This is a genomic window from Pseudomonas sp. FG1, assembly GCF_034313875.1.
In the GTDB taxonomy this organism is placed as follows: domain Bacteria; phylum Pseudomonadota; class Gammaproteobacteria; order Pseudomonadales; family Pseudomonadaceae; genus Aquipseudomonas; species Aquipseudomonas veronii.
Map to the genome: position 1 here is coordinate 6,376,583 of NZ_JAVIWP010000001.1, position 26,148 is coordinate 6,402,730.

The 26,148-nt window shown below is 59.7% G+C and carries 25 protein-coding genes and 1 pseudogene; 11 read left to right on the top strand and 15 right to left on the bottom strand.

From position 1 onward, the window contains the following. Positions 1-68 precede the first annotated feature (68 nt). The 7 genes from RGV59_RS29350 to acs all read right to left on the bottom strand — a co-directional run bounded on the left by RGV59_RS29350 (position 69) and on the right by acs (position 8,035). Positions 69-1,049, bottom strand: a complete 981-nt coding sequence (locus RGV59_RS29350; RefSeq protein ID WP_017849213.1) for a GlxA family transcriptional regulator — start codon at positions 1,047-1,049, stop codon at positions 69-71. Positions 1,050-1,258: 209 nt separating this feature from the next. Further along, the gene (locus RGV59_RS29355) at positions 1,259-2,023 is read right to left on the bottom strand and encodes an ABC transporter ATP-binding protein (RefSeq protein WP_017849214.1); all 765 of its coding nucleotides are present in this window, start codon (positions 2,021-2,023) and stop codon (positions 1,259-1,261) included. 27 nt (positions 2,024-2,050) lie between these two features. Continuing rightward, positions 2,051-3,163, bottom strand: coding sequence for a succinylglutamate desuccinylase/aspartoacylase family protein (locus RGV59_RS29360; protein WP_126587254.1), 1,113 nt, complete (start codon positions 3,161-3,163; stop codon positions 2,051-2,053). A 1-nt stretch (position 3,164) separates the two neighbouring features. Then, a complete protein-coding gene (locus RGV59_RS29365; RefSeq protein WP_017849216.1) occupies positions 3,165-3,863 on the bottom strand; it encodes an ABC transporter permease in 699 nt (232 codons plus the stop codon). After that, positions 3,860-4,549: an ABC transporter permease gene (locus RGV59_RS29370; protein WP_010566615.1), complete on the bottom strand. Its 690-nt coding sequence runs from the start codon at positions 4,547-4,549 to the stop codon at positions 3,860-3,862. Before RGV59_RS29370 ends, RGV59_RS29365 begins: the two co-directional genes overlap by 4 nt. Before the next feature lie 91 nt (positions 4,550-4,640). After that, the gene (locus RGV59_RS29375; protein ID WP_126587253.1) at positions 4,641-5,426 is read right to left on the bottom strand and encodes an ABC transporter substrate-binding protein; all 786 of its coding nucleotides are present in this window, start codon (positions 5,424-5,426) and stop codon (positions 4,641-4,643) included. A 653-nt stretch (positions 5,427-6,079) separates the two neighbouring features. Beyond that, positions 6,080-8,035 (bottom strand): acetate--CoA ligase, encoded by a 1,956-nt coding sequence (acs, locus tag RGV59_RS29380; RefSeq protein ID WP_017849218.1) that lies wholly within the window; start codon positions 8,033-8,035, stop codon positions 6,080-6,082. Positions 8,036-8,430: 395 nt separating this feature from the next. On the opposite strand from acs, the gene RGV59_RS29385 reads away from it, so the two are divergent. Next, positions 8,431-8,700: a DUF2790 domain-containing protein gene (locus tag RGV59_RS29385; RefSeq protein ID WP_017849219.1), complete on the top strand. Its 270-nt coding sequence runs from the start codon at positions 8,431-8,433 to the stop codon at positions 8,698-8,700. A gap of 509 nt (positions 8,701-9,209) precedes the next feature. Further along, positions 9,210-10,459: pseudogene (locus tag RGV59_RS29390) on the top strand (ribonucleotide-diphosphate reductase subunit beta). Between the two features lie 186 nt (positions 10,460-10,645). On the opposite strand, the gene RGV59_RS29395 reads toward RGV59_RS29390, so the two are convergent. The 3 genes from RGV59_RS29395 to RGV59_RS29405 are packed head-to-tail and all read right to left on the bottom strand — an operon-like array spanning position 10,646 to position 13,431. Further along, positions 10,646-11,647, bottom strand: a complete 1,002-nt coding sequence (locus RGV59_RS29395; RefSeq protein WP_126585405.1) for an NAD(P)H-quinone oxidoreductase — start codon at positions 11,645-11,647, stop codon at positions 10,646-10,648. Positions 11,648-11,649: 2 nt separating this feature from the next. Beyond that, positions 11,650-11,982, bottom strand: coding sequence for a carboxymuconolactone decarboxylase family protein (locus RGV59_RS29400; RefSeq protein ID WP_017847243.1), 333 nt, complete (start codon positions 11,980-11,982; stop codon positions 11,650-11,652). A gap of 12 nt (positions 11,983-11,994) precedes the next feature. Then, positions 11,995-13,431 carry an NAD-dependent succinate-semialdehyde dehydrogenase gene (locus tag RGV59_RS29405; RefSeq protein ID WP_017847242.1) on the bottom strand — a complete coding sequence of 479 codons (1,437 nt, stop codon included), beginning with the start codon at positions 13,429-13,431 and terminating at the stop codon, positions 11,995-11,997. A gap of 304 nt (positions 13,432-13,735) precedes the next feature. On the opposite strand from RGV59_RS29405, the gene RGV59_RS29410 reads away from it, so the two are divergent. From RGV59_RS29410 to RGV59_RS29430, 4 genes are all read left to right on the top strand, one after another. Further along, positions 13,736-14,662, top strand: coding sequence for a LysR family transcriptional regulator (locus tag RGV59_RS29410; RefSeq protein WP_126585406.1), 927 nt, complete (start codon positions 13,736-13,738; stop codon positions 14,660-14,662). Between the two features lie 364 nt (positions 14,663-15,026). After that, positions 15,027-15,671: an HAD-IB family hydrolase gene (locus tag RGV59_RS29420; protein WP_126585461.1), complete on the top strand. Its 645-nt coding sequence runs from the start codon at positions 15,027-15,029 to the stop codon at positions 15,669-15,671. 117 nt (positions 15,672-15,788) lie between these two features. Then, positions 15,789-16,742 carry a hypothetical protein gene (locus RGV59_RS29425; RefSeq protein WP_126585407.1) on the top strand — a complete coding sequence of 318 codons (954 nt, stop codon included), beginning with the start codon at positions 15,789-15,791 and terminating at the stop codon, positions 16,740-16,742. A gap of 157 nt (positions 16,743-16,899) precedes the next feature. Next, positions 16,900-17,274, top strand: coding sequence for a helix-turn-helix transcriptional regulator (locus RGV59_RS29430; protein ID WP_126585408.1), 375 nt, complete (start codon positions 16,900-16,902; stop codon positions 17,272-17,274). A 58-nt stretch (positions 17,275-17,332) separates the two neighbouring features. On the opposite strand, the gene RGV59_RS29435 is transcribed toward RGV59_RS29430, so the two are convergent. The 3 genes from RGV59_RS29435 to RGV59_RS29445 all read right to left on the bottom strand — a co-directional run bounded on the left by RGV59_RS29435 (position 17,333) and on the right by RGV59_RS29445 (position 20,889). Beyond that, complete coding sequence (locus tag RGV59_RS29435) at positions 17,333-18,838, bottom strand: amidase family protein (protein WP_052743403.1); 1,506 nt, start codon at positions 18,836-18,838, stop codon at positions 17,333-17,335. Between the two features lie 140 nt (positions 18,839-18,978). Further along, entirely contained in the window at positions 18,979-19,632 is a 654-nt protein-coding gene (locus RGV59_RS29440) for a hypothetical protein (RefSeq protein ID WP_017847236.1), read from the bottom strand. Between the two features lie 198 nt (positions 19,633-19,830). After that, positions 19,831-20,889 (bottom strand): MBL fold metallo-hydrolase, encoded by a 1,059-nt coding sequence (locus RGV59_RS29445; protein ID WP_126585409.1) that lies wholly within the window; start codon positions 20,887-20,889, stop codon positions 19,831-19,833. 124 nt (positions 20,890-21,013) lie between these two features. Here RGV59_RS29445 and RGV59_RS29450 point away from each other — a divergent pair, with 124 nt between their 5' ends. The 3 genes from RGV59_RS29450 (at position 21,014) to RGV59_RS29460 (ending at position 23,532) form a co-directional block, all read left to right on the top strand. Further along, positions 21,014-21,640, top strand: a complete 627-nt coding sequence (locus RGV59_RS29450) for a TetR/AcrR family transcriptional regulator (RefSeq protein ID WP_126585410.1) — start codon at positions 21,014-21,016, stop codon at positions 21,638-21,640. Between the two features lie 191 nt (positions 21,641-21,831). Then, positions 21,832-22,890, top strand: coding sequence for a diguanylate cyclase (locus RGV59_RS29455; RefSeq protein ID WP_017847233.1), 1,059 nt, complete (start codon positions 21,832-21,834; stop codon positions 22,888-22,890). A gap of 117 nt (positions 22,891-23,007) precedes the next feature. Beyond that, on the top strand, positions 23,008-23,532 hold the full coding sequence (locus tag RGV59_RS29460; RefSeq protein WP_126585411.1) for a DUF1003 domain-containing protein: 525 nt from the start codon (positions 23,008-23,010) through the stop codon (positions 23,530-23,532). A gap of 20 nt (positions 23,533-23,552) precedes the next feature. Here RGV59_RS29460 and RGV59_RS29465 read toward each other — a convergent pair whose 3' ends face one another. Further along, the gene (locus RGV59_RS29465) at positions 23,553-24,434 is read right to left on the bottom strand and encodes a LysR family transcriptional regulator (RefSeq protein WP_126585412.1); all 882 of its coding nucleotides are present in this window, start codon (positions 24,432-24,434) and stop codon (positions 23,553-23,555) included. An 80-nt stretch (positions 24,435-24,514) separates the two neighbouring features. Between RGV59_RS29465 and RGV59_RS29470 the strand changes: the two genes are divergently transcribed. Beyond that, positions 24,515-25,222 (top strand): CTP synthase, encoded by a 708-nt coding sequence (locus RGV59_RS29470; protein ID WP_017847230.1) that lies wholly within the window; start codon positions 24,515-24,517, stop codon positions 25,220-25,222. Then, the gene (locus RGV59_RS29475; protein WP_126585413.1) at positions 25,219-25,539 is read left to right on the top strand and encodes an antibiotic biosynthesis monooxygenase family protein; all 321 of its coding nucleotides are present in this window, start codon (positions 25,219-25,221) and stop codon (positions 25,537-25,539) included. The genes RGV59_RS29470 and RGV59_RS29475 overlap by 4 nt, the downstream gene beginning before the upstream one ends. Before the next feature lie 58 nt (positions 25,540-25,597). Here the strand turns inward: RGV59_RS29475 and RGV59_RS29480 are convergent, their stop codons facing one another. Then, positions 25,598-25,921: a DUF2025 family protein gene (locus RGV59_RS29480; RefSeq protein ID WP_017847228.1), complete on the bottom strand. Its 324-nt coding sequence runs from the start codon at positions 25,919-25,921 to the stop codon at positions 25,598-25,600. Positions 25,922-26,148: the final 227 nt, after the last annotated feature.

Sequence of the window (26,148 nt, forward strand, 5' to 3'; positions counted from 1 at the left end):
CGAGCAGGATAGGCGTAACTTGGCCGGCGGTCGGCTATCTATCTACCGCCGGGATCGCGCGGGTGAGATCAACCGCGTTCGGACGGCACCGACGACAACTCGAACGGGCTGCTGCTGCGTCGCTGGTTGCGGTCTTCGCGGGGGGTGGCGCCGAAGAAATTGCGGTAGGCGCTGGAGAAGTGCGGCCCCGAGGAGAAGCCGCAGGACAGGCCGATCTGGATGATCGACTTGCTGGTTTGCATCAGCATCTGGCGGGCCTTGTTCAGGCGCAGTTCCAGGTAATACTGGCTGGGGACGCGATTGAGGTATTGCTTGAAGATGCGTTCCAGTTGTCGTCGCGACACGCAGACATGCTGGGCGATTTCGTCGGTGGTCAGCGGTTCTTCGATGTTGGCCTCCATCAACAGCACCGCCTGGGTCAGCTTCGGATGGCTCGAGCCCAGGCGGTTTTGCAGAGGGATGCGCTGGCGCTCGCCGCCTTCGCGGATGCGTTCCACCACCAGTTCCTCGGACACCGCACCGGCCAGCTCGGCGCCGTGATCACGGGCCAGCACCGCCAGCAACAGATCGAGTACCGACATGCCGCCACAGGCGGTCAGGCGATCGCGGTCCCAGTCGAACAGATGGCTGGTGGCGATGACCTTGGGGAAGCGCTCGGCAAAATCGTCCTGCCAGCGCCAATGCACGGCGGCGCGGTAGCCGTCGAGCAGACCGAGATGAGCCAGCGGGTAGACACCGGCCGACAAGCCGCCGATCACACACCCGGCGCGCACCAGCTGCTTGAGCGCGGTGCTGAGCTGCGAAGCGATCGCGGTGGGTGGTTCGTCGGCCAGCAGGAACAGTTTCTGGAAGCCTTCGAGCTTGCCGGCCCACGGCCCGCCGGGCAGTTGCCAGGCGCCATCGGTCTGCGGTTCGGCCTGCAGAAACGACAGTTCATAGACCACCTCCGGATGCACCCGCTGAGCAACGCGCAAGGCCTCCTCAGCCAGCGCAAGCGTCAGTGCTTTTGTGCTGGGCCAAATCAGGAAACCAATTCGATGGGCAGTCATGGAGGGCTATCCGAAGCAAAAACAGTGAAAGAAGCCGTGGGCCAATGCTAGCCCGTAAACGAACACAAATCTCAAAAACGATGAACATCCAATGTGGGAGGGGCGGTGCGACGATTCGACTTGCCCCCGATAGCGGTGTATCAGTCACCAGATGTATCAACTGACAGACTGCTATCGGGGGCAAGCCCCCTCCCACATAAAAGGAGTGGCTACTTCAAGCTGCCGGAGAGGAACTGCTGAAGCCGCTCGGACTGGGGATTGACCAGCACTTCGCGCGGGTTGCCGCGTTCTTCGACGATGCCTTTGTGCAGGAATACCAGCTGGTTGGACACTTCACGGGCAAAGCCCATTTCGTGGGTCACCACCACCATGGTGCGGCCTTCCTGGGCCAGGTCCTGCATCACTTTCAACACTTCGCCGACCAACTCCGGGTCCAGCGCCGAGGTGGGTTCGTCGAACAGCATCACCTCCGGCTCCATCGCCAGCGCACGGGCAATCGCCACGCGCTGTTGCTCGCCACCGGACATATGGCCGGGGAACGCATCCTTACGATGGCCCACGCCGACTTTGGCCAGGTAGTGCTCGGCCTTTTCCCGCGCGTCCTTTTTCGACATGCCCAACACATGCACCGGGGCTTCCATCACGTTTTCCAGCGCGGTCATGTGCGACCACAGGTTGAAATGCTGGAACACCATGGACAGGCGCGAACGCATGCGTTGCAGCTGTTTCGGGTCGGCGGCGCGCAGGGCGCCGTCTTTGCCGGCCACCAGTTTCAGCTCTTCGTTATTGAGCAGGATCTTGCCGGCGTGGGGCTGCTCCAGCAGGTTGATGCAGCGCAAAAAGGTACTTTTGCCCGAACCGCTGGAACCGATGATGCTGATCACATCACCGGCCGCGGCGGCCAGGGACACGCCTTTGAGCACTTCATGACTGCCATAGCGTTTATGCAGGTCTTGGACTTCAAGCTTGTACATGCGGTCGGTTCTCACAAAAACAGGTGGTCAGTCGTTGAGCAAGCGCCCGTGACGCAGCGCTTCGCGCCCCGCCACCTTGGCCAGCCAGAAACCCGCTTGGGCATAACGTAGCCGTTCAACGGCAAACAGCACCCCCGAAGTGCCGGCGCAGATGATGCTCACGCGGTCTTCCAGAGGGTCGATCACTTCAAAAACCGGCTCGCCGGCGTCCACCCAGTCACCGGCTTTACGCAGGTAACTGATCACGCCGGCGTGGGGTGCAAACAGCAATTCAGTGCCTTCGAAGGGCACGCCTTCGCAGGGTTCGTGACGTGGCGCCGGCCACTCACCTTTAATCAGGCCCTGCTCGGCGAGGAACGCGAGGATGCCTTCGGCGTGGAAGATCGCTTCGTCGCGGCCGGTATCGGCCTGGCCGCCCAGTTCCAGGGTGGTCGCCAGGCACGCCAGCGGAATCTGCGCCTCGGGGAACGCCCGCGACACACGCAGCCAGGGCAGCGAGCAGGCTTCATCGAACGAGCTGCCGCCGGAGTCTTCCGCCAGCAGCCCGACTTTCACGTTCAAATGCGCCGACAGCGACCGCCACTGCGGCCAATGCTGGGGCAGCGCGTACATGTGCAGCGCAGCTTCGGCGTCGCAATGCAGGTCGAGGACGATGTCCGCGCTGCAGGCGTGGCTCAGCAGCACCCGCTGCATGCCTTGCAACTGGCTGGCCGGCGCGGGCAGCGCGTCGAGCGTATCGTGCATCGCCTGGCGGATCACGCGCACGTTGGCATGGGGATCATCGCCGAGCTTGCCGTGCAGTTGTGCGATCAGCGGCTCGCTCAACTCGACGAAATCGCGGTTGAAATTCTTGCCGCTGCCAATCTCGAAACGCCCTTGATGGCTGCCTTGCAACAGTTGGCCCAGGCCCATCGGGTTGGCCACCGGCACCAACTCGATCACGCCGTTGAGCGCGCCTTGCTGTTCCAGTTCGGTCAGGCGCTTTTTCAGCTCCCACGCGGCACGCATCCCCGGCAGCTCATCGGCGTGCAGGCTGGCCTGGATGTAGGCCTTGCGCTCGCCGCTGCCGAAACGAAACACGCTCAGTTGACGCTCGCAACCCAGGTGGCCCCAGGGCAACAGGTGATCGATACGTTCCATATCAGTGCTTCCGTGGAGCCAGGTAGCTCAGCCAGCGGCGCTCGGCCAACTTGAACAGGCGCACCAGGATGAAGGTCAGGCACAGGTAGAACGCGCCGGCGGTGATATAGGCTTCGAACGGCAGGTAGAACTGTGCGTTCACCGTGCGCGCGGCACCGGTGATGTCGATCAGGGTGACGATGGATGCCAGGCTGGTGGTCTGCAGCATCATGATCACTTCGTTGCTGTACTGCGGCAGCGCCCGGCGCAGGGCCGATGGCAGCAGGATGCGGCGGTACAGCTTGTAGCGCGACATGCCCATGGCCTTGGCCGCTTCGATCTCGCCGTTGGGGGTGGCCTTGAGGCTCCCGGCGATGATTTCGGCGGTGTAGGCGCTGGTGTTGATCGCAAAGGCCAGGCACGCGCAGAACGTGGCGCTGGACAACAGCGGCCACAGGAAGCTCTCGCGCACCGCCTGGAACTGGGCCAGGCCGTAGTAGATCAAGAACAGCTGCACCAGCATCGGTGTGCCGCGGATCACATAGGTGTAGAGCCAGGCCGCGCCGTTGACGATCGGCTGCTTGGACACCCGCATCAAGCCCAGGGGCAAGGCGGCGAGCAGGCCGAAGAACAGCGAGATGGCGAGCAGTTTCAGGGTGGTCAGCAAGCCGCCGAGGTACAGCGGCATGGCGTCCCAGATGACGTTGTAGTCGAAGATCATAGATCAGCCGCCCTTACGCCTACCGAGTAGCGCTTCTCAAGATGACGCAAGGCCAGCAACGATACGCTGGTGATCACCAGGTACATCGCCGCCACTGCGAGGAAGAAGGTAAAAGGCTCGCGGGTGGCATCCGCCGCCTGCTTGGCCTTGAACATCATGTCTTGCAGGCCCACCACCGAAATCAGCGCGGTGGCCTTGGTCAGGACCAGCCAGTTGTTGGTAAACCCGGGGATCGCCAGCCGGATCATCTGCGGCACCATCACCCGGAAAAACACCTGGAAAGGGCTCATGCCATACGCCAGGCCGGCTTCGGCCTGGCCCTTGGGGATGGCCATGAAGGCGCCGCGGAAGGTTTCCGACAGGTAGGCGCCAAAGATGAAACCCAGGGTGCCGATACCGGCGGCCAAGGGGTTCAAGTCGATATAGTCGTCATAGCCAAGCATCGGCGCGACGCGGTTGAGCAGGTCCTGACCGCCGTAGAAAATCAGCAGGATCAGCACCAGGTCGGGAATCCCACGGATCACCGTGGAGTACAAGTCACCCAGCCAGGCCAACCAGCGCACCGGCGACAGGCGTAACGCGACCCCGATCAGACCCAGAACGATGGCCAAGGCCATGGACGACAAGGCGAGCTGAAGCGTCAACCATGCGCCATCGAGGATGACGGCCCCGTAGCCTTTCAACATGATTCAGGTCCTCGAAAAGGGGGATGAAAAAATGGCGCAAACCTCAGGAATTCTGTTGCTTGCGCCATTCTGGACAGACCGCTGCGACGATTTACTTGGCGTCTGGGCCGTAAATATCGAAGTTGAAGTACTTGTCCTGGATAGCCTTGTACTTGCCGTTGGCACGAATCGCAGCGATCGCAGCGTTGATGCGGTCCAGGTTTTCCTTGTCGCCTTTACGTACCGCGATACCGATGCCATCGCCGAAGTATTTGCTATCGGTAAAGGCTGGGCCGGTGAACGCGTAGCCTTTACCCGCAGCCGTATCGAGGAAACCTTCCTGCAACAGGGTGGCGTCAGCCACGGTGCCGTCGAGGCGACCGGCTTCCACGTCCAGGTAGATTTCGTTCTGCGAGCTGTAAGGAACAACCGTGGCACCTTTAGGCGCCAGTACTTCCTTGGCGAAACGGTCGTGGATCGAACCGCGCTGCACGCCGATCTTCTTGCCTTTCAACTCATCCAGGCTGTCGCTGACGGTCGTGCCTTCCTTCAACACCAGGCGCGCCGGGGTCAGGTAGTAGCGGTTGGTGAAGTCCACGGACTTCTTGCGGTCGTCGGTGATGGACATGGACGACAGGATCGCGTCGATCTTGCGCACTTTCAGCGCGGGGATCAGGCCGTCGAACTCTTGCTCGACCCAAGTACACTTGACCTTCATCTCTTCGCACAGAGCGTTGCCGATGTCGTAGTCAAAACCGACGATGTTGCCATCCGGCGCCTTCGAGGCAAACGGAGGGTACGCCGCTTCGATACCAATTTTCAGAGGCTTGCCTTCAGCGAAAGCCTGCATGGACAGCACGGACAGCGCCAGGGCGCCCAACAGCACGAGTTTCTTCATCTTGGGACTCCATCGGTATAGGGCAAAACAGCAGTATGAGCCATGGCCCACGATGCGACTGAGTGAAACCGAATAGCGGTGCTGCGTCCTACGCCGATTCAACAGCGGCGACGACGAGCGAGTGATCGGCATTCTAACGACAGGCCGGAAGCCGATATTTCCTCAATGCGACAACAATTTACAGAAGCACCGAGAAAGCGGTTCCAGCACATTGACAGCCCCTGTTTTTTATGCAGAGACAAAAGATATTAAACCTGTTGATACTGCAAATAGCGGGCCTATTATTCGCAAACCCTTCTAGCACGGCAAGTCTGGCGTTTAATCTAATACTGGGAGCTGTCTAAAACGCGGCTTTTCGGTGCAAACCCGTAGCACTTTGCCTCATGTTCGGGCGAAGGGTTACACATTTGCGCCGCTCGGTAACATTCAGAAACGCCCTAACGAAGAAGTCGATATTTATTGGCCTGGGGTTATGCAGGTCCATGTGGGAGGGGGCTTGCCCCCGATGGCGGTGGATCAGTCACTGATCAGTTGGCTGAAGACCGCTATCGGGGGCAAGCCCCCTCCCACATGGGATCTTCAGTGGCTTTGAGAGACCACAAAAAAGCCCCACCCGGCTCACGCCGAATGGGGCTCTGTCCCACCTACCCGTCTTACGCGACGTTCATGGTCTTGTGGGTCTCAATCAAATGCGCCACCACACTTGGGTCGGCCAGGGTGGAGATATCGCCCAAGCCATCGTACTCAGCCGTGGCAATCTTGCGCAGGATACGTCGCATGATTTTGCCCGACCGCGTCTTCGGCAAGCCCGGTGCCCACTGGATCACGTCCGGCGAAGCGATCGGCCCGATTTCCTTGCGCACCCAGTTCTTCAGTTCCAGGCGCAGCGCTTCGGTCGGCTCTTCACCATTTTTCAGGGTGACATACACATAGATGCCCTGGCCTTTGATGTCGTGCGGCACACCCACCACCGCCGCTTCGGCGACTTTCGGGTGGGCGACCATGGCGCTTTCGATCTCGGCGGTCCCCATACGGTGGCCGGACACGTTCAACACGTCATCCACACGGCCGGTGATCCACCAGTAGCCATCTTCATCGCGACGGGCGCCGTCACCGGTGAAGTACATGCCCCGGAAGGTCTTGAAGTAGGTATCGACGAAACGGTCATGGTCGCCGTACAGGGTACGGGCCTGGCCTGGCCACGAATCGAGGATCACCAGGTTGCCTTCGGCAGGGCCTTCGATGATGTTGCCCAGGTTATCCACCAAGGCCGGCACCACGCCGAAGAACGGCCGTGCCGCCGAACCTGGCTTGAGCGCATGGGCGCCCGGCAGCGGGCTCATCAGGGTGGCGCCGGTCTCGGTCTGCCACCAGGTATCGACGATCGGGCAACGGGATTGGCCGACGTTCTTGTAGTACCAGTCCCACGCTTCCGGGTTGATCGGCTCACCCACCGAACCCAGTAGGCGCAAGCTGCTGCCATCAACGCCTTCGCAGGCGGCGGTGCCGGAAGCCATCATCGCGCGGATCGCCGTCGGCGCGGTGTAGAGAACATTGACCTTGTGCTTGTCGACGATCTTGCCCACCCGAGTGATGTCCGGGTAGTTAGGCACGCCTTCGAACATCAGCGTGGTCGCGCCATTGGCCAGTGGCCCGTAGACGATATAGGTGTGGCCGGTGATCCAGCCGACGTCGGCGGTACACCAGAAGATTTCGCCCGGGCGGTAGTCGAACACGCGCTCATGGGTCAGGGCCGCATACAACAAGTAGCCGCCAGTGGTGTGCTGCACGCCTTTAGGCTTGCCGGTGGAACCGGAGGTATAAAGGATGAACAGCGCTTCTTCGGCGCCCATCTCTTTCGGCGCGCACACGGTGCCCGCCACTTTCATCAGGTCTTCGTACCAGATGTCGCGATGCTGGTTCCACTTGATACTGCCACTGGTGCGCTTGCACACGATGACTTTCTGGACGCTGTTGGTTTCCGGGTTGGTCAGAGCGTCGTCGACGTTGGCCTTCAACGGAATCTTCTTACCGGCGCGCACACCTTCGTCGGCGGTGATCACCACTTTCGACTTACAGTCGATGATGCGACCGGCCAAGGCCTCCGGCGAGAAACCGCCAAACACCACCGAGTGGATCGCACCGATGCGGGCACAGGCCAGCATGGCGACCGCAGCTTCGGGGATCATCGGCATATAAATAGTCACCACGTCGCCGCGGTGTATGTCCTGGCCACGCAGGGCGTTGGCGAACTTGCAGACTTGTTCGTGCAACTCGCGGTAGGTGATGGTGCGGCTGTCGGCAGGGTCATCGCCCTCCCAGATGATCGCCGCCTGGTCGCCGCGCTCGGCGAGGTGACGGTCCAGGCAGTTGTAGGAAACGTTCAAGGTGCCATCGGCAAACCACTTGATGTCGACATGGTGATCGTCGAATGAGGTCTGCTTCACCGTGGTGAAAGGCTTGATCCAGTCAAGACGCTTGGCTTGCTCACGCCAGAAACCATCGGGGTTGACCACCGACTGCTGGTACATGGCCTTGTAGGTCGCCTCGTCAGTCAGCGTGTTGGCTACTGTTTCGGGGCGAACGGGGTACAGGGAAGCCGCACTCATCTTTCTTACCTCGGTGAAATAGTTGTTTTTGTATGACCCCAGTTGTAGCCGGGGTCAGCCTATAGAACCATTCGACGATGGTAGTAACAAGACCCTACAAATTGCTCTGTTATCTCCTTCCCCCCTCTGGCCCGTAGCCTGCGGCGCTTGGCGGACACGTAAAAAAACCTGCGAGGGGGGATTATTACAAAAACCACCAATAGTGTTTATCAAAAGCACGGGTATATGAATATAACCCGCAGGCCTAAAATCGACTCCGCCAACAAGGCAACCAGATTAACAACGTAACAGCCCCCACGAAGGCACGTTAATCCGAAGTAAACACCCCTAAGTTACACACGAGGCCTCCAAAGGGCCCCGTGACCCCTTTCGCACTGAAGAAGGTAAAAAGAGAAATGAAAGCTTTATTAGTTATGGCCCTCAGCAGCTTGTGCGCCACCGCCGCCCTGGCCGAGGAAGCCCCGACTGACGTAGCCGGCCAGAACGCTCCGATTGTTGAAGACTACACCTACAGCACTCACCTGGACGTCGCCAAAGTAGTCTCCATGAGCACCATTCCAGATGTATGCGAAGTCGTACCGGTAAAAATGGAATATGAAGACTCCAAAGGTCAGCGCCACATTCTTAACTACCATGTGATGGGTAACGGTTGCTCTAACGGATAACAACTTCGTTAGTTCACATTGACCGTGATCTTATTCGCCGCAAGAAATTGTTCTTGCGGCCAAAAACCCGCCTCCCACTCCCCCGCTCAAAAAACCTCGCCAGCCCCCGCAATAAATAGCCCACCGTCCGTCAAAAAAATCCTCCTGCACCAACCCCCTGTAAACCCTCGCTCTGGCTCGAATACCAGGCGTTTTGTCAGCAATCCGAGCGCATCTGCCACAACACAAAGCCGTTTTTTTCCCTATAATGCGCGGGTAAATCGGGCCTGCAATATCCCTTTACACTGGGATGAAGAGCCGACCTGAGGCCTCCGCAGGAGCATGCATCTATCGCTCCGCCCCTCAAGCCTCACGCAGAGCACCCGTTCACCCCATTGCGTTTAATGCCTGCGCTAGCTGTTGCAACAAACGATTCCTTAAGATCCACCGCGGCCCGAGGGCCGTGTGAACCCCCAACCATCCGGTTTCACACGGGCACCTTCGAGCCCTCACGCAGGAGACGACACGTCATGCTGAGCTGGGACGAATTCGACAAAGAAGAAGACGGCGAAGTCGCCGTCAAAGGCGCCAACGCCGGCCACGCCACCGAAGCCAACATGGACCGCCTCGACGGTGCCGGCGCCGCTGCCGCCATCGAAGCCCGCGCCGTCACCGCCAACGACTCCGCCGCGATCATCCGCGCCAAGGCTGCCCTCGACAAACTCGACATCGCCGAAGGCCTCGCCGAGCTCGAAGGCGCCTCCGCCCGCGTCGCTGTCGACGAAAAGCGCATGATCAACTGCCGCGCCGACCTCAACCAACTCGTGCCCTTCAAGTACGACTGGGCCTGGCAGAAATACCTCGACGGCTGCGCCAACCACTGGATGCCGCAAGAGGTCAACATGACCGCCGACATCGCGCTGTGGAAAAACCCCGAAGGCCTGACCGACGACGAGCGTCGCATCGTCATGCGCAACCTCGGTTTCTTCTCCACCGCCGACTCGCTGGTCGCCAACAACCTGGTCCTGGCCGTGTACCGCCTGATCACCAACCCGGAGTGCCGCCAGTACATCCTGCGCCAGGCCTTCGAAGAGGCGATCCACACCCACGCCTATCAGTACTGCATCGAATCGCTGGCCATGGATGAAGGCGAGATCTTCAACATGTACCACGAGATCCCATCGGTCGCGAAAAAGCCGCCTGGGGCCTGAAATACACGCGCTCCATCTCCGACCCGAAATTCGAAACCGGCACCGTCGACACCGACAAAGAACTGCTGCGCAACCTGGTGGCCTACTACTGCGTACTGGAAGGCATCTTCTTCTATTGCGGCTTCACCCAGATCCTCTCCATGGGCCGCCGCAACAAAATGACCGGCGTGGCCGAGCAGTTCCAGTACATCCTGCGCGACGAGTCGATGCACCTGAACTTCGGCATCGACGTGATCAACCAGATCAAAATCGAAAACCCACACCTGTGGGACGCCGAGATGAAGGAAGAAGCGACCCAGATGATCCTGCAAGGGACCCAACTGGAGATCGAATACGCGCGCGACACCATGCCACGCGGTGTACTCGGCATGAACGCGGCGATGATGGAAGACTACCTCAAGTTCATCGCTAACCGTCGTCTGTCGCAGATCGGTTTGAAGGAAGAGTATCCAGGGACGACTAACCCGTTCCCATGGATGAGCGAGATCATGGACTTGAAGAAAGAGAAAAATTTCTTTGAGACCCGTGTGATCGAGTACCAGACTGGCGGTGCGTTGAGCTGGGATTGATTTTAACGGTACAAAGGAGCTGCCCATTGGCAGCTCTTTTTTTTGCAAAAAACTCAGTGATTTGGAACAGCAGATGGATTACCTGTAATCCGGCCAAATCCCCATCAGAACGCCAGCATCAAGGGTGACGGTGCCCGCATATTTGTGCCAACGAAGCCTCTATGCCACCCTCTTTAGCCCTCGCACTTAAACCAAGTCCGCAGGCTGCATCGTCAGGATGATTTTTCCAACGTTTTCAGACGACTCCATTCGGCGATGGGCATCGGCCGCGCGTGACAGCGGGAAAGTACTGTCGACGACCGGCTCCAAACTTCCAGCGCCATCGAAGCGATCAAGCCAATACTCGCGAAAGCGCTTGATCATGTCGTGCTTCTCCGGCTGTGTACGCGACTTCATGACTGTACCGATGATTTGCAAGTGACGGTAAAGAATGTGTTCCAGTTCTACGCTCACCTTACCGCCTCCGCCCAGGATACCGACCTGAACAAGTCGGCCGCCATGAGCGAGAGAAGCGATGTTGCGTGCAAAGTAGGGCTCGCCAATGAAATCGATGACGACATCAACTCCTCGACCATTGGTTTTGGCTGCGATGACTTCAGCAAAATCCTGCGTCTTGTAATCAATGGCAATATCCGCGCCTAAATGCTCGACACGCGCCAGCTTGCTGCCCTCGGTTGTCGCATACACCGACGCCCCGGTGGCGTAGGCCAGTTGAACGGCGGCAGATCCCACACCGCCTGCGGCGGCGTGGATCAATACCGAGTCGCCGGACTTGAGCCGAGCCAGGTGCATCATCGCTTCATGGGCCGTGACGAAGACCTCGGGAATAGCCGCGGCATGCACATAGTCCAGCTGCGCAGGGATATGCATGGCCATGCGGTAATCGATACGCGCAAGCTCGGCATAGGCCCCACCTCCGACGACCCCCATCACTCGATCTCCAACCTCGAAACCCGCGACCAAATCACCTTTGCCAATCACCTCACCGGCGATCTCCAGCCCGATGATCAGCGAGTCACCGAAATTCGGATGGCCGTAGCCACCCGTTCGATGTGTCAGGTCCGCACGGTTCACGCCAGCGGCATAGACACGTACCAGCAAGTCGGTTGGGCGCAGTTGTGGATTGGGAGCATCTGCCAGTTCAAGTACGTCCGCCGCGCCGAATGCTCTGATGCTGATGGCTTTCATGATCAGTTCTTCTCCGGTTCGGTAAACGTGGCATTAGCGATAGCAGAGGCGGTAATGGCGCCTGGAAAGCCTACGTAGAACGCCAGGTGAGTGATCGCGGCGGCGATTTCGTCATGGGTCACCCCGTTGCTCAGCGCCCGTCGCAGATGCGCGGGCAACTCTTCAGAGTGACCACCGGCAATCAATGCGGCCACCGTGATCAGGCTGCGGTCGCGTGGGGACAATGCCGGATCGCTCCAGATCTGCGGATACAGCGTCGAGTCAACGAATTGCGACAGCTTTGGGGTAAACGCCCGGGCCGCTTCACGAGGACTGCTGAAGTTGAGATTGGACATGATGCTGTCTCCTTAAACCTGGCTGATGAATTTGTGGGTGAGGTAGTGCTCGATGCCTTCAATGCCACCTTCCGAACCGTGGCCGCTTTCTTTCATGCCGCCGAAGGGAAGTTCTGTGGCGACGATGCGGTATTGGTTGATCCCGATCATCCCGGCCTCTAACCCGTCAGCGACGTCAATGGCCGTTCGAGCACTCGACGTGAACGCGTAGGCTGAAAGCCCGTAAGGCAGACGATTGGCCTCCTTCAAACCATCAGCCAAGTGATCGAATGGCATCAGCACGGCGATAGGCCCGAAGGGTTCTTCATGCATGACTCGGGCATGCATAGGCACATCCGCCAACACGGTGGGCTCAAAAAAGTAGCCGCTGCATTCCAGGCGTTTACCACCGGCCAACACGCGCGCGCCTTTGGCAACGGCATCTGCCACCAGCTCTTCCATCTTGGCCAACTGCCGTGGATTGGCGAGCGGCCCAACCTGGGTGCCGGGCGTCAGGCCATCGCCAATGTTCAACGCGAGGGTGGCCGTCACAAAGTGCTCAACAAACGTTTTATAGACGCCACGCTGAATCAAAAACCGCGTTGACGAGATGCAGACTTGGCCAGTCCCGCGGAACCGATTGGCAACGCCTTCGACGGCTGCTTTTTCGATTTCTGCGTCATCGAATACCAGCACCGGCCCGTGTCCTCCCAGTTCAAGGGTGATGGGCTTGACGCCCTCGGCAGCACGAGCGGATAGCAGCCGACCGATGGGAACCGAACCGGTAAAGGTCACCTTGCGAATGATGGGAGAAGCGATCAGGTGGCTGGAAACTTGGTCCGGCACACCAAAGACCACTTGCAACACGCCTTTAGGCAATCCTGCATCGTCGAGAGCACGCGCCAGGGCCAGCGCGGTGGAGGGGCTTTCTTCCCCTGGCTTGAGGATGACACTGCAACCTGCGGCCAAGGCTGCCGAGAGCTTGCGGGCGGGTGTAATGGCCGGGAAATTCCAGGGCGTGAACGCAGCGACAGGGCCGATGGCTTGGCGTTTTACCATTTGCAGCACACCGGGACGATTGGCCGGAACTACACGCCCATCGATACGGCGCGCGCTTTCGGCAAACCACTCGAAGTACTCAGCCGCACGCGTGACCTCATCCAGGCTTTCCGCAAGCGGTTTGCCTTCTTCCAGCGTCATTTGCTCGGCGATGTGTGGGGCCCGTTCCAGGATGAGATCGGCAGCGCGTTTGAGAATTTTTGCGCGCTTGTCGGGTACGGTCTGGCGCCATTGTTCAAAGCTCTGTTGAGTCACTTCGAGCGCGTGATCGAGGTCGCCTGCGGTGGCGAGTGGAACACGCCCGATCTCACGTGCGGTTGCGGGGTTGACGACAGCGGCGGTCGCGCGTCCTTCGGCACTGATCCATTCACCACCGATAAAGAGATAAAGCGGGTCGTAAGACGTGTTCATGAGGTTGCCCTTCGGTTGGTTTATCAACAAGTTCGTACAAGACTCAGCGCCTGGGTTGCCGTGTTCAGGCGCCCTGTGCAACCAAGTCTATGGAGTACGAACCGTTTGATTTAGCCGACCAGAAGGGAATCATTGTTGTGCCTGGAGGTAATATCGAGCACCGCCAGGAGCGTGTAGCATCTGCAAATACCGCCCACATCATGCGGCAATCAAGCTTGGCTCGTCGTTCCAGGCTCGATTGTTTTTTGGGGTGCGGACTTCGGCAGTGAAGAACGTTTGCAATCAGATCGACAGGTAGAGTTGGATGGATAAGCTTACGAACATGTCCGTGTACGTCAAAGTTGTTGAGATGGGCAGTTTTACTGCGGTGGCTAACCATCTGGACTCTACGGTCGGCAATGTCTCGCGTGCGGTTTCCGCGCTTGAAAACGTGCTCGACGCCCGCCTGTTACAGCGCTCGACCCGCCGCCTTTCGGTGACAGACGCTGGCCGGCGCTTTTATGAGCGTTGTACCAAAATTCTGGCAGACCTTGAAAATGCAGAAGCCGAAGCGAGCAACGCCGCGTTGAAACCCAGGGGGACGTTGCGTGTGCATTGTGTGCCGGGGCTAGCACGGCAGTTGGTTACTTCAGCCGTGCTGGATTACCGCCGGGAATTCCCCGATGTCACCGTGGACTTAATGCTTTCTCAGCGAATGCCTAACCTCCTGGAAGACCAACTGGACGTCTCGATTCTGATTGCCCGAACGCTGCCAGATTCAGCGTATGTCAGCCAAAAGATCGGCATCAGCCATTGTGTGCTGGTTGCGTCTCCAGCATATCTGGAGCAACACGCTGCCCCTGTAACGCCAGAAGATCTCAGCGATCATCAGTGTTTGCTGTTGGGCACCGTCGATTATGTGCGGGATGAATGGCAATTAAAGAGCAAGACCGGGGATGCGCTATTTACCCCCAAAGGCCCGAGTTTCAGCGTCAATGATATGGACGCAATGGCAGTCGCCATTCGAGAGGGAACAGGCATAGGTTTGCTGGCCGGTTTTTCAGCCATTGAGGACTTGCGTTCAGGCAGGCTCGTGCGTGTTTTGCCCGAGTACCATACCTACGAGCGTAATGTTTACGCCGTCTACACATCACGTCAGTTCATCGATGCAAAAGTTACTCGATTCATCGATACGTTAAAAAATCGGGTCGGTACTGAGCTGATGATGACCGCTCAGGAGCTCATTGCTTGAAGGACGCCAACCAAGGCCCGACGGGGAGGCTGTATCAGGATGGGTGTCTTCCTCATTTCGAGGCATTTCGAAACAGAAGACGCTAAAGACAATCAGGCGGGCTAAGGTTCGGTCATACCACTTGAAGTGTTTTTTTTGCCATTTTTTGCAGTCCATCACGAAGGGTTCGGATCGCATCACCAATGCTGTAGCCTTGTCCGCCAATTGCTATCAGCGCTGTCACCGCTCGAATGACCGGGATGAATTCACCGCCGGGCTCTACTCGACAATCGGCCGATTGATACAGGAGTAAACTCTTGCGGTCACAGCTGATGCATTCTCAATCAATACTAGCCAGGACCGAGGCCACCCCGTGAACCCAGATATGCTCGAAGCCGGCCCCGTGGATGCCAAAGTACTTTCCGTCTTTGACTTCGACGGCACCCTGACCCATCACGACAGTTTCGTGCCCTTCCTCAAGTTTGCCTTTGGCGCCGGCGAGTTCTATGGCCGGATGATCAAGCTGGCGGTGCCTGGGCTGCGGTTTCTGGTGCGGCAGATCAGCCGGGACGAGTTGAAGGCGCAGTTGATCCGCACCTTTATGACCGGGGTGGAGAAGGCGTGGGTGCAGCAGAAGGCCGAGGAGTACTGCCAGCGCAGTTGGGCGCGGTTGATGCGGCCGGCGGGGGTGTTGTCGGTGGAGCAGGAACTGGGCTCGGGGGCGGTGGTGACGTTGTGTTCGGCGTCGCCGGCGTTGGTGCTGCAGCCGTTTGCCGATCGGCTTGGGATCAAGTTGATCGGGACCGAACTTGAGGTCGTCAACGGCGTGTTGACCGGCAAGCTCACCGGGAACAACTGCCGGTGCGAGAACAAGGTGCTGCGACTTGAAGCGGTGTATGGCGACCTGGGGGAGTATCGACTCAGGGCCTGGGGCGATACGCGTGGGGATCGGGAGTTGTTGGCGGCGGCGCAGGACGCGCATTTTCGGCATTTTCATGGGAAGAAGCAGCAGGCCAGGTTGCAGCGCTGATAGGGGCGGTGGGGGATGCCATCGCAGCCTCGCTGGGGTACGCGAGGTTGCGGTTTCCTAGCGACATCTGCGTAATATCCGGCTATCAATAGCCAAACCTCTCACGGACCCGAGCCCATGAAATTCGACACGGCCTACAGCCTGAGTCTCGACGACAAGCTGTCGATCTACGACGTGCGAGAGTTGAATTTCGACGAAACCGACGCCTACGACTCCGACACGGACCGTTTCCTCTGCCCCAACGACACATGCCGCGCGGCCTTTGACGCAGGCAATGTGCTGAGCACGTTCAACGCAAAAAACGTCAACTACCGACGCACCCCGCATTTCAAGAACACCCCAGGCACCCGGCACATCGAGGGTTGCCGTTACGCCAGCAGCCACAAGACTGCCACGGGCGAAAGTGAGGACGAGCGCGAGGAACACTTCCCATCGGAATTCGTCCTGACCCGGCGCACCTACCCGCGTAAAACCCCGCAGGCCGGCACTGAGGGGCAAGTCCCACAAGCCCCGGCGAAGCCCCCTTCAACCCGCACCAGCGCGTCTGTCGGCGCCAACGACACCACCCCGGATAAAACCAGCGTGTTCGCACACCCGGTGGAATGTTATGTGTCGAACCTCGACGACAAGGACAAGCTCAAGGCGATGCCCTTGAAGATCGGCGACCATACCGCGACGTACTGGACGTTTTTCAAGAAGATCGAGTACCTGCAGGACAATCAGGGCCTGATCTACTGGGGCCGGATCAAAGCGATCAAGGACTACACCAACAGCTTTCGCATCGACTTCGAAAAGAAGGTTTGGCTCGACAAGAAGCCCTATTCGGTCAACGTCTACCTGAGCAAGAAACTCATCGAGAATTACCGCAAGCGCACAGCGTTCCTCGAGCAGATCAAGGCCGCGGCCAGCAGCGCACGGCCGTTATATTGCTTCTTTTACGGGGTGACGCCGACACTTAGACAGGTGCCCAGCAAGAAAAACCCCGAGCAGACGTTTGGGGTGTTCAGCGCCGATATCGAGAATCTGGATCATTTGATTATTCGCGAAGTGCCGGCGGCTGAGGCGGGTTAGCCGAGACCGTGCCCGACCTCGCACACGAATACCCTCGTGCAAGCCTCAAAATAGAACGGTGTCGGCGCCGGAGAAAATTCCAGTTGATGAGCGGTCAAAACAACTGTACAAAAACACAGTATAGTTTGTCCTCCCCGTCGAACCCTGGAGACACCCCATGTCCTCTCTGGCAATGAGCTCTTTCGTAGAACAGCAGATCGTCCTGCATCAATTCACCGCCAAGCACAGCGTGCAGGCCCGCGTCATGCTCGGCTGGAGCCGCGAAGAGCTGTCGCGCCAGGCCGGTGTGACGGTGGATGCGATTCAACGGTTTGAAACCCAGGGCGCCGTGGAGGATGACGTGCGCCTGACCCTGGCGTTTCGCCTGGAAGCCGAGGGGTTGGTGTTTTTCCCAGGGTTTGCGCCTGGCTGGGGGATGCGTGCGCGCAAGTTGGGAGCCGCCGCAACGGAACCCGCTGCACAAAACATCCTGTCTCGATTGATGGGTTCAACAGCGGCGTCAATTGATTCACCAACGTCGCAGGCGCAGTAAGGCGCTGAGTGCGAACCCCAACGTTGGCCACGCCAGGGTGTGAACATTGCCTGACGGCTTAGAGGCTGGGCTTGGCGACCTTCTGTGCCGCCTGCTCATAGCCATGGCCCACAGCAAGCAGTGTGGGTTCAGACCCACGGGCACCAAAGAAGTACGCACTGGTCGGCACGCCGTCTTCATTCTTCCCGGATGGCACGCTGATCCCTGGGTAACCGGCCACCGCAACCGCGAAGTAGCTGTTCGTATCAAAGTCCGACACCATGGCGTCGAGGTTTTCCTGCGCGATCAGTTCATCCACCGTGCCACGAAAATCCTCGATCATTGCGTCCCATAACGGCTGGCGCTCATCGGCGGTGAGGGTGGACGCGTTGATCTCCTTGAGTGTCGGTTGGTGATCGGTGTCGGTGCCATCGCGCTTTTCATTGAACGCGATCAACTCGGACACCGACTTGACCGGCAACCCCTCGCGCTTGGCCAGGTAGTCGTTCAACTCATCCTTCACATCGGCGTACAAGAGTTCGCCATAGCGTGATGCGTCGGCCAAGCGCATATCGACCGGCACCAGAACCGCGCCTTGCGCGCGAAGCACTTCAAGCGTCTTGCGAAATTGCGGACTGTTGTCCACCGGTAAGCTTTCGCCATTCGCGGAAAAGGTCACGGGATAGCCGATACGTTTGTCCTGCAACGCACCGGGCTTGAGCAACGCGGTGTAATCAATTCCTTGGGGCGCATCCACACTGGCGGCATCATGAGGGTCCCTGCCCGACATCGCATTAAGCATCAACGCAGCATCAAACACCGAACGCGTCATCGGGCCCGGCGTGTCCTGCCGATGACTGGCTGGAATGATGCCGCTGCGGCTCAACAAACCCACGCCGGGCTTGAAACCGACCACCCCGTTGAACGCCGCCGGCACGATGATCGAGCCATTGGTCTCGGTGCCCACCGCCAAGGGAGCGAAGCCTGCGGCGACCGCGGCGGCCGACCCCGAACTCGAACCACCCACCTCTGCGCCCGCTTGATGCGGGTTACGCGTCTGCCCGCCCCGCCCACTCGAACCATCGGGGCCACCGCGAAAGCCCGCCAGTTCAGTCAAGTTGGTTTTACCCAGGATCACGGCCCCCTGCTCGCGCAAGCGCTCGACGATGAAGGCATCCTTGGGCGCCGCACTGCCCACCAAGCCAAAGGCGCCAGCGCTGGTTTGCTGGGTATCTCCCGTCTCGATAGTGTCCTTGAGTAACACGGGAATGCCATGCAGCGGGCCACGCACCTTGCCATTGGCGCGCTCCAGATCGAGCTCGCGGGCGATCTGCAAGGCCTCGGGGTTCAGTTCAATGATCGAGCTCAATTTGGGGTCCAGCTTGTGAATGCGCTCCTGCAGGTAACTGACCAGATTCGCCGAAGTGAGCCCACCCGGCCGGGCCATTTGCTCGCCGAGCTCACGCACGCTGGCGTATTCCGTTCCCGGGGGAACCGGCGCTGAAGCCCCCGATGAAGACTGCGCAGGCAGCACTCGCTGCACCTGGTGAACAAACACACCCATGCCATAACCAATACCCAACATGAAGCACCTCCCGGAAGGCGTAAGAAGTGATGAAGGACCCACATTGATCCGTACACCAGTCTAAAAACCCCCCTCGTTCCAGGCTGCGCGACGCAGGTTGTTCAAACCGTGGGATTGTTCAGCGCAGTTGGTAGCTTTGCCTACCCATTAGTCAGGCCACGGGCGTTGCGATAGCCCTGCACCAGCACCTTCAGCGAGTCTTTCGACCACTGTGCGCCATAGAACCACAGCGTCACCCCGTCCCCCAGCGGCTCACCAAGGCTCGGGTAGCCACTCCAGCACGCGGCATGGAATGCAGCGCTATGGCTCTCGGACACCAGCGCATCCAGCCGATACTCACTCACACGCTCATCGATTTCATTGCGCGAATGCAGGGTGAAGCGCAGGCCGTCATCAGCCCGCTCTGCCGGCACCGCCACCAGTTGGGCACCGGCCTGACGCAGGAAGCCCAACGCTTCCAGGAAGGATGCGCTGTGTTCAATCGGCTCCTGATCATTGCCACGCACAAGGCGGTCGGCGAACCCCACGCGAGTGCCCGCCAACGTGTAGGGGACGGCGCAATTGCTGGAGTGTTGCACCAAGGCAGCTTCCACCTTGCCCGATTCAGTGGGCTCGACACCACTCAAGGCGATCAATGACAGCGCGGGGTCGCGCACAGGTTTCAGAGGCAGGGCCGGCACGTTATAGCCAGGGATTACAACGCCGGCACCAAGATGTGCATCGGGGACGTAGCCGATGCCCAATGCCGTCGTGGTCCCCGTTTCGACGTGAGCGTTGGAGGGCGCCTGCGCCAAACAAACCGGTTCCGCAGAGGGGGGTAAAAACGCTTCCCGCCGACAAGACATAGGCGATAGCAAAGACTTCCCACATTTATTGTCCATCAGAGCCGACTCCCGGAAATTGACCTTCCCGAGATCATCGCACTCTCATCTGGCGTTTGTCGTAGGCCTGCAACACCTTGAAAATTCCTTTTTTTCCGATTTCCCCAACCGTCAGTTCACAAGCGCTTCCTTACCGCTCTGAACCTCCACCTCCAACCACCACGCGACACCTCGCGCGGGCTGGCTCAAACTGAACGCCTGCCCCATGGCCGGTGTGGTAATCGACACGTTGCGCTCCCACGCCAACGCCATGATACGGTCGAAAGGCTCGTGCCAGGCATGGAAGGCCAGGTCGAAGGTGCCATTGTGAATCGGCAGCAGCCAGCGGCCTTTGAGGTCGATGTGCGCCTGCAGGGTTTGCTCCGGTTGCATGTGTACATGGGGCCAGTCGACGTTGTAAGCACCGGTTTCCATCAGCGTCAGATCAAACGGCCCGTACTGTTCGCCGATGCGTTTGAAGCCGTCGAAATAACCGGTGTCGCCGCTGAAAAACACGCGACGCGCGCCATCGATCATCACCCAGGAACACCACAGCGTCTGGTTGCTATCAAACAAACCACGCCCGGAAAAATGCTGCGCGGGAGTGGCGACAAAATGAATGCCATCGACTTCGCTGCCCTGCCACCAATCCAACTGCCGCACTTGGCTGGCGTCCACCCCCCACTTCACCAGGATGTCGCCGACGCCCAGCGGCGCAAGGAAGTAGCGGGTCTTGTCGGCCAGTTGGATGACGGCCTTGCGGTCGAGATGGTCGTAATGGTTGTGGGAAAGAATCACCGCTTCCAACGGCGGCAGGTCTTCGAGACTGATCGGCGGCGCATGGAATCGCTTGGGGCCGGCCCAACTGAACGGCGAAGCGCGCTCGGCGAATACCGGGTCGGTCAGCCAGAATTTGCCGCGCATTTTCAGCAGCACGGTGGAATGCCCCAGGCGGAACACACTGTGGTCGGGGGCGGCCGACAGCTGTTCGCGGGTCAGCGAATGTACCGGAATCTCCCCCACCGGCCGCGTGCTGCGCGGCTTGTGAAACAGCATCTTCCAGAAAATGCGCAAGGTTCTGCCGAAGCCGGCGCGCTGTACGGGAGCATGGTTACTGAAGGTGCCTTGCTCCTGTTCGGCAGCTTTGCGTACCACAGGCGAGGGATCGAGACGGGTTGAAATCGTGGCCATTACAAGGTGACTCCTACGGACCGCTCATGGAATTACACTGCACAGTGTAGTTTCAAGATTGCAACAAAACCCGGAGCAAGTAAACTACCGAGTGTAATTTTCCTTTTAGAGTCGATCACTGTTCATGACTGCGCCTCAACGCCTCACCCAACGCAAACGCGAAGCCATCCTGGCCGCCGCCATCGCAGAGTTTCGGGTCAATGGGTTCGAGGTCACCAGCATGGACAGGATCGCCGCCACCGCCGGCGTTTCCAAGCGCACGGTGTACAACCACTTCCCCAGCAAAGAAGAGTTGTTCGCCGAAATTCTCAACCAACTCTGGGCCAGTAGCGTCGCGCAACTCGACGTGAGCTACGCCGGCGACCGCCCGCTGCGTGAACAACTGCGCGGGTTGCTGGAAGCGAAGATGAAGATGATGTCGGACGTTAACTTCCTCGACCTGGCCCGGGTCGCCATCGCCGCCACCATTCACTCGCCGGAACGCGCCCAGGACATGGTCAACCGCTTGAGCATGCGCGAAGAAGGTTTCACTCAATGGGTGCGCGCCGCCCAGGAAGACGGCCGGCTCACGTGTACCGACCCGGCCTTCGCCGCGCACCAGATTCAAAGCCTGCTCAAGGCGTTCGCCTTCTGGCCGCAGATCACCCTCGGCCAACCCACCCTCGACGCCGCCGACCAAGCCCGCGTGATCGAGTCGGCAATCGATATGTTTCTGGCCCGCTACGACGCCGATACTCGCCGCCCGCAGTAAACGACCGTTGCAGACGCGACATACCTGGTCGTTTTTGGCCTATTTGCCCTCTGTTTTGCGCGAATGGCCTGGAAGGACACTGATTATTCCTACATGAATAATCGACAATATTCACACACATTATCCGATCAACGGTTATCCCTGCACACGCGCGCGGCTGAATCTGTGAAAAAGAGCTGACCTGGGAATCTATGGAAAACAGACGAGGCAAAGGGCTTTCATTTGCCAGGCGTATTTACAAGCCAAGGATCATCGGCCTGGGTATCGGCTGCATCAGTGTCATCGGCGGCTTGTACCCGCTCGCGATGCCGGGCTGGGTGTGGGCGTTCCTGCTGTTCAATGGGTTGGCGTGGGCACATGTGGCGTACCAACTGTCAATCCGCTCACCCTTCCCCTACCACGCCGAACAGCGCAACATTTTGTATGACTCGTTGTGCGGTGGTTTCTGGGCCGCCGCTGCCCAGTTCACGCCGCTGACGGCCGTGACCATCCTCTCGATGATGACCATGAACAACTTCGCCGCCGGCGGCAAGCGCCTGTTCCTGCGCGGTTTGCTCGCGCAAGGGGTGGGGATCGGGGTGGCATGGGCGCTGTTCGGCGTGCGGTTCAACGCCGACGTCAGCCTGCTGCAGGTCTACACCTGTCTGCCGATGTTGACGTTGTACCCCATGGCCATCGGCATGGTCTGCTACGAGTTGGCGATCAAACTGTCGGAACACAAACGTGCCCTCAGCGCCCTGAGCCGCACCGACAGCCTCACCGGCCTGCTCAACCACGGTTCCTGGAAAGATCTGCTGCACCTCAAGTTCCACAAGTGCCGGCAGCAGCAAAGCCACGCCACCATCGCGCTGATCGATATCGATCACTTCAAACAAATCAATGACACTCACGGCCATATCGTCGGCGATGCCGTACTGCGCCAACTGAGCCTGGAGATACGGCGCAACCTGCGCGAAAACGATCTGGCTGGACGCTACGGGGGCGATGAGTTCTGTGTGATTCTTCCGCAAATGCCCTTGGAAGAAGCCGCACGGGTGATGGAGCGTATCCGCGAAAACTTCAGTAATTATCGCAACCCGCAGATCCCCGAGTTGCGCGTGAGCCTGAGCATCGGCCTCGCCGATTTCCAACGGATCTTCACCGATGCCGCCACCTGGCTGAACGCGGCGGATCGCGCGCTGTACGCCGCCAAGGACACCGGGCGCAACCGGGTCAATGCGAGTAACTACGCGGTCGCCCATTCCGCCTGAGGCGGTCATACGGCATCTCGTAGGCAACCCAGGTCGTCCTCGGGTTATTCATGCGTAAGACAGGTCGCCAAGGCTATAGTGGCCACCTGTCTTAAACATTGATGACCCGAGTTTGCCATGAGCCCAACCCCCGACAACCCCAAAGCCGTCCCCGTCGATCATCTACGTTTCCATCGACGCCACGCGCACCTGGCGCCGACCTTTGGCAACGACACCTTCGCCCTCAAGGCCGAGGCTTTCGCACGCTTCTTCGGCACGCCGATGTTCCTCGGTGCGCAAACCTTGATCGTGGCCGTGTGGATTGCGCTCAACGTCAGCGGCATCACGCACTTCGACGTCTACCCGTTCATCCTGCTCAACCTGGCCTTCAGCCTGCAAGCGGCCTACGCGGCGCCGCTGATTCTGCTGGCCCAGACACGCCAGGCCGCGCGCGACAAAGCCCAGTCCGACGCCGACGCGCAGCACCGTGAAGCGCTGGCCGTCGCCAATGCCGAGCGCCAGGCCGAGGCGCAGAACACCAGCAAACAGCTGCTGGAACTGCTGGAGCAGAACACTCGGCTGACGGAAATGACCAAGCAACTGACCGAGCGCATCGATACCCTGACGTGTGAAATGCATGCGCAGTTTGTGCGAAAACCTTAAGCACCCCATGCCTGCCGGTCTCAGGGGCTCAGTCGTACATGCCGCCCCAGTTGATCAAACAGCGTCACCACCGAGCGCAATGCCCGGCAATCGGGGCGCGTCAGCAGCCATAGCGCCGTGTCATGCCCCGCCAACGCGGGGCCCAGCGGTTGCAGGTGTTCATCCAACAGGAAATCCGGCAGCGCCGCCACGCCCAGCCCTGCCCGCACCAGTTCGGTGACCGACAACATGCTGTTGCAGCGATAGCCGGGACGCACACCCGGCAGCTGCGCGCGGCGCCAGACGACGGTGGGATGATCGGGCAGGAAATCATCCGGTGCGATCCAGGCCAGCTCTGCCAGCTCGCGTCCTGCGTGCCGCCGCGCAAAACCTGTGCTCGCGCACACCTGATACCTCACGGTGCCGAGGCAACGTCCGACCAGATGCTGCGGCGGTGTCCGGGTCAGGCGCAAGGCGATGTCGGCATCGCGGCGGCTGAGGTTGGCGAAGTCATTGGAGGTGCTCAGCTCCAGGGTCAGCGCCGGGTAATCCGGCATGAACTGCGCCAGCGCCGGCAACAACAAGCCTTGCAGTACCGAGTCGGTGCAGGTCAGGCGCACGGTGCCGCTGATCACTTCACCGCCTTGCTCGACGCCGACCCGCGCCGCTTCCAGGGCTTGTTCGGCGCGTTCGGCCTGTTGCGCCAGATGACTGGCCAGGCTGGTGGGCAGGTAACCGGCGCGGCTTTTTTCAAACAACGTCTGGCCCAGCGCGGCCTCCAGGCGCCGCACGGCGCGGAACACCGTCGACACATCCACCCGCAACAACGCGGCGGCCCGCGCCAGGGTGCCACCGCGCACCAGGGCGAGGATCAGCGACAGGTCGGGGTAATCGATTCGATAGTGCGTGAGTGCATTGAACATGTGGGCAAACGCCAATATTGATTGCGTGAACGCCAATCTATAGTGCGCGCCAGGACACAACAAGCCAGGGGATGCCTAAGATGAACGCCAGCACACTGCACCTCGCCCTGATCGGCGATTACAACCCCGATGTCATTGCGCACCAGGCCATTCCCGTGGCGCTGCAACAGGCCGCCGACGCCTTGGGCCTGACGGTTCGCACGCAATGGCTGGAGACCGACACCCTCAACACCACCTCCGCGCTGCAGGGTTTCGATGGCTTTTGGTGCGTGCCCGCCAGCCCGTACCGCGACATCGACGGCGCACTGCGTGCGATCCGTTTTGCCCGCGAGCAGCGGCGCCCTTTCCTCGGCACCTGCGGCGGTTTTCAACACGCGGTGTTGGAATATGCCCGCAATGTGTTGGGCTGGGCCGATGCCGAACATGGCGAACTGGCCCCCAACGCCCCACGTGCGGTGATCGCGCCACTGAGCTGTTCTCTGGTGGAAGCCACCGACACCGTGCGCCTGGCCGCCTACACGCGCATCGCCGACGCCTACGGCACACGCGATATCCACGAAGGTTATCGCTGCCGCTACGGCATCAACCCCGACTTCGCCAGCGCGCTGCTGGACGGTGCTCTGATCCCCTGCGGCCACGACTCGGCCGGCGACCTGCGCGCGGTGGAGTTGCTGGACCATCCGTTCTTTGTCGCCACGCTGTTCCAGCCCGAACGCGCCGCCCTCAAGGGCGTCACGCCGCCGCTGGCGATCGCTCTGCTCAAAGCCTGCCAGGAGACCTCGGTATGATTGCCCACACCCCCGCCCCGCCTTACTACGCAGTGATTTTCAGCTCACTGCGCACCGCCGGTGACCACGGTTACGCTGAGGCTGCCACGCGCATGCTGGAACTGGCGCGCGAGCAGCCGGGCTTTCTCGGGGTTGAGTCGGCGCGGGAGGATGGCCTGGGGATCACCGTATCGTACTGGCGCAGCGAAGCCGACATCCTCGCCTGGAAACAACAGGCCGAGCATCGGGCGGTGCGCGAGCAGGGGCGTTCCACTTGGTACTCGGCGTTTCACACACGCGTATGCAAGGTGGAGCGGGCCTACACACTCCAGAACTGAACGGCAGCCGGAAGCCCTCCCGCCGTTGATCTTCATCGATGCCAAAACGCCGCTCAGGCTAGCTGACGAGACTGCGCAACGCACTGATCTGCGGGATCTCCACCCGCCGCATGTACACGCGCAGCGGCTCGGTGATGTTGATGCGATCGTCGATGTTCTGATCGAGCAGCAGCTGCAGACGCTCACGGGACAACGTCATGACGTGCTCGGGGGCCGGCAGCCAGACAAATTCGGCAGTGGGGATGATGCCGTCATCGGCGACATCCATACCGAAGGAGTCTTCGCTGAACCGCACAATGTACTGGCCGGTCTTGCGGTTGAGGCCGACAAAACCGTGAAGCTGGTCGGCGGCCTGGCAGATAAGCTCGGAGGTGATTCGCATGGTAAACCTCACTGAAAAGTCCCACAGGGACTGGAAAGATGGTTTACACGCGTGGCGGAAAGTACTGCCCTCTTACGGGGCGGTTCGCGGCAAGAGTACTGCAAAGCCACGCAAAAAAAACCCAGAAAATTAGCGCGCACACACGTTAATGTCGGTTTGGTGATAGCGCCTTTCGTTATCAATTGTTAAAAAGGAAGCCTTCTCAAAGCTCCCTCCACGAAAGGACT

Coding starts and splice junctions, on each gene's coding strand:
- RGV59_RS29375 (WP_126587253.1), bottom strand. CDS start 5,426: ATGAAGAAACTCGTGCTGTTGGGCGCCCTGGCGCTGTCCGTGCTGTCC.
- RGV59_RS29475 (WP_126585413.1), top strand. CDS start 25,219: ATGATTGCCCACACCCCCGCCCCGCCTTACTACGCAGTGATTTTCAGC.
- RGV59_RS29360 (WP_126587254.1), bottom strand. CDS start 3,163: ATGGAACGTATCGATCACCTGTTGCCCTGGGGCCACCTGGGTTGCGAG.
- acs (WP_017849218.1), bottom strand. CDS start 8,035: ATGAGTGCGGCTTCCCTGTACCCCGTTCGCCCCGAAACAGTAGCCAAC.
- RGV59_RS29435 (WP_052743403.1), bottom strand. CDS start 18,838: ATGTTGGGTATTGGTTATGGCATGGGTGTGTTTGTTCACCAGGTGCAG.
- RGV59_RS29430 (WP_126585408.1), top strand. CDS start 16,900: ATGTCCTCTCTGGCAATGAGCTCTTTCGTAGAACAGCAGATCGTCCTG.
- RGV59_RS29460 (WP_126585411.1), top strand. CDS start 23,008: ATGAGCCCAACCCCCGACAACCCCAAAGCCGTCCCCGTCGATCATCTA.
- RGV59_RS29470 (WP_017847230.1), top strand. CDS start 24,515: ATGAACGCCAGCACACTGCACCTCGCCCTGATCGGCGATTACAACCCC.
- RGV59_RS29480 (WP_017847228.1), bottom strand. CDS start 25,921: ATGCGAATCACCTCCGAGCTTATCTGCCAGGCCGCCGACCAGCTTCAC.
- RGV59_RS29425 (WP_126585407.1), top strand. CDS start 15,789: ATGAAATTCGACACGGCCTACAGCCTGAGTCTCGACGACAAGCTGTCG.
- RGV59_RS29410 (WP_126585406.1), top strand. CDS start 13,736: ATGGATAAGCTTACGAACATGTCCGTGTACGTCAAAGTTGTTGAGATG.
- RGV59_RS29350 (WP_017849213.1), bottom strand. CDS start 1,049: ATGACTGCCCATCGAATTGGTTTCCTGATTTGGCCCAGCACAAAAGCA.
- RGV59_RS29355 (WP_017849214.1), bottom strand. CDS start 2,023: ATGTACAAGCTTGAAGTCCAAGACCTGCATAAACGCTATGGCAGTCAT.
- RGV59_RS29455 (WP_017847233.1), top strand. CDS start 21,832: ATGGAAAACAGACGAGGCAAAGGGCTTTCATTTGCCAGGCGTATTTAC.
- RGV59_RS29400 (WP_017847243.1), bottom strand. CDS start 11,982: ATGTCCAATCTCAACTTCAGCAGTCCTCGTGAAGCGGCCCGGGCGTTT.
- RGV59_RS29445 (WP_126585409.1), bottom strand. CDS start 20,889: ATGGCCACGATTTCAACCCGTCTCGATCCCTCGCCTGTGGTACGCAAA.
- RGV59_RS29365 (WP_017849216.1), bottom strand. CDS start 3,863: ATGATCTTCGACTACAACGTCATCTGGGACGCCATGCCGCTGTACCTC.
- RGV59_RS29420 (WP_126585461.1), top strand. CDS start 15,027: ATGCTCGAAGCCGGCCCCGTGGATGCCAAAGTACTTTCCGTCTTTGAC.
- RGV59_RS29405 (WP_017847242.1), bottom strand. CDS start 13,431: ATGAACACGTCTTACGACCCGCTTTATCTCTTTATCGGTGGTGAATGG.
- RGV59_RS29395 (WP_126585405.1), bottom strand. CDS start 11,647: ATGAAAGCCATCAGCATCAGAGCATTCGGCGCGGCGGACGTACTTGAA.
- RGV59_RS29450 (WP_126585410.1), top strand. CDS start 21,014: ATGACTGCGCCTCAACGCCTCACCCAACGCAAACGCGAAGCCATCCTG.
- RGV59_RS29370 (WP_010566615.1), bottom strand. CDS start 4,549: ATGTTGAAAGGCTACGGGGCCGTCATCCTCGATGGCGCATGGTTGACG.
- RGV59_RS29385 (WP_017849219.1), top strand. CDS start 8,431: ATGAAAGCTTTATTAGTTATGGCCCTCAGCAGCTTGTGCGCCACCGCC.
- RGV59_RS29465 (WP_126585412.1), bottom strand. CDS start 24,434: ATGTTCAATGCACTCACGCACTATCGAATCGATTACCCCGACCTGTCG.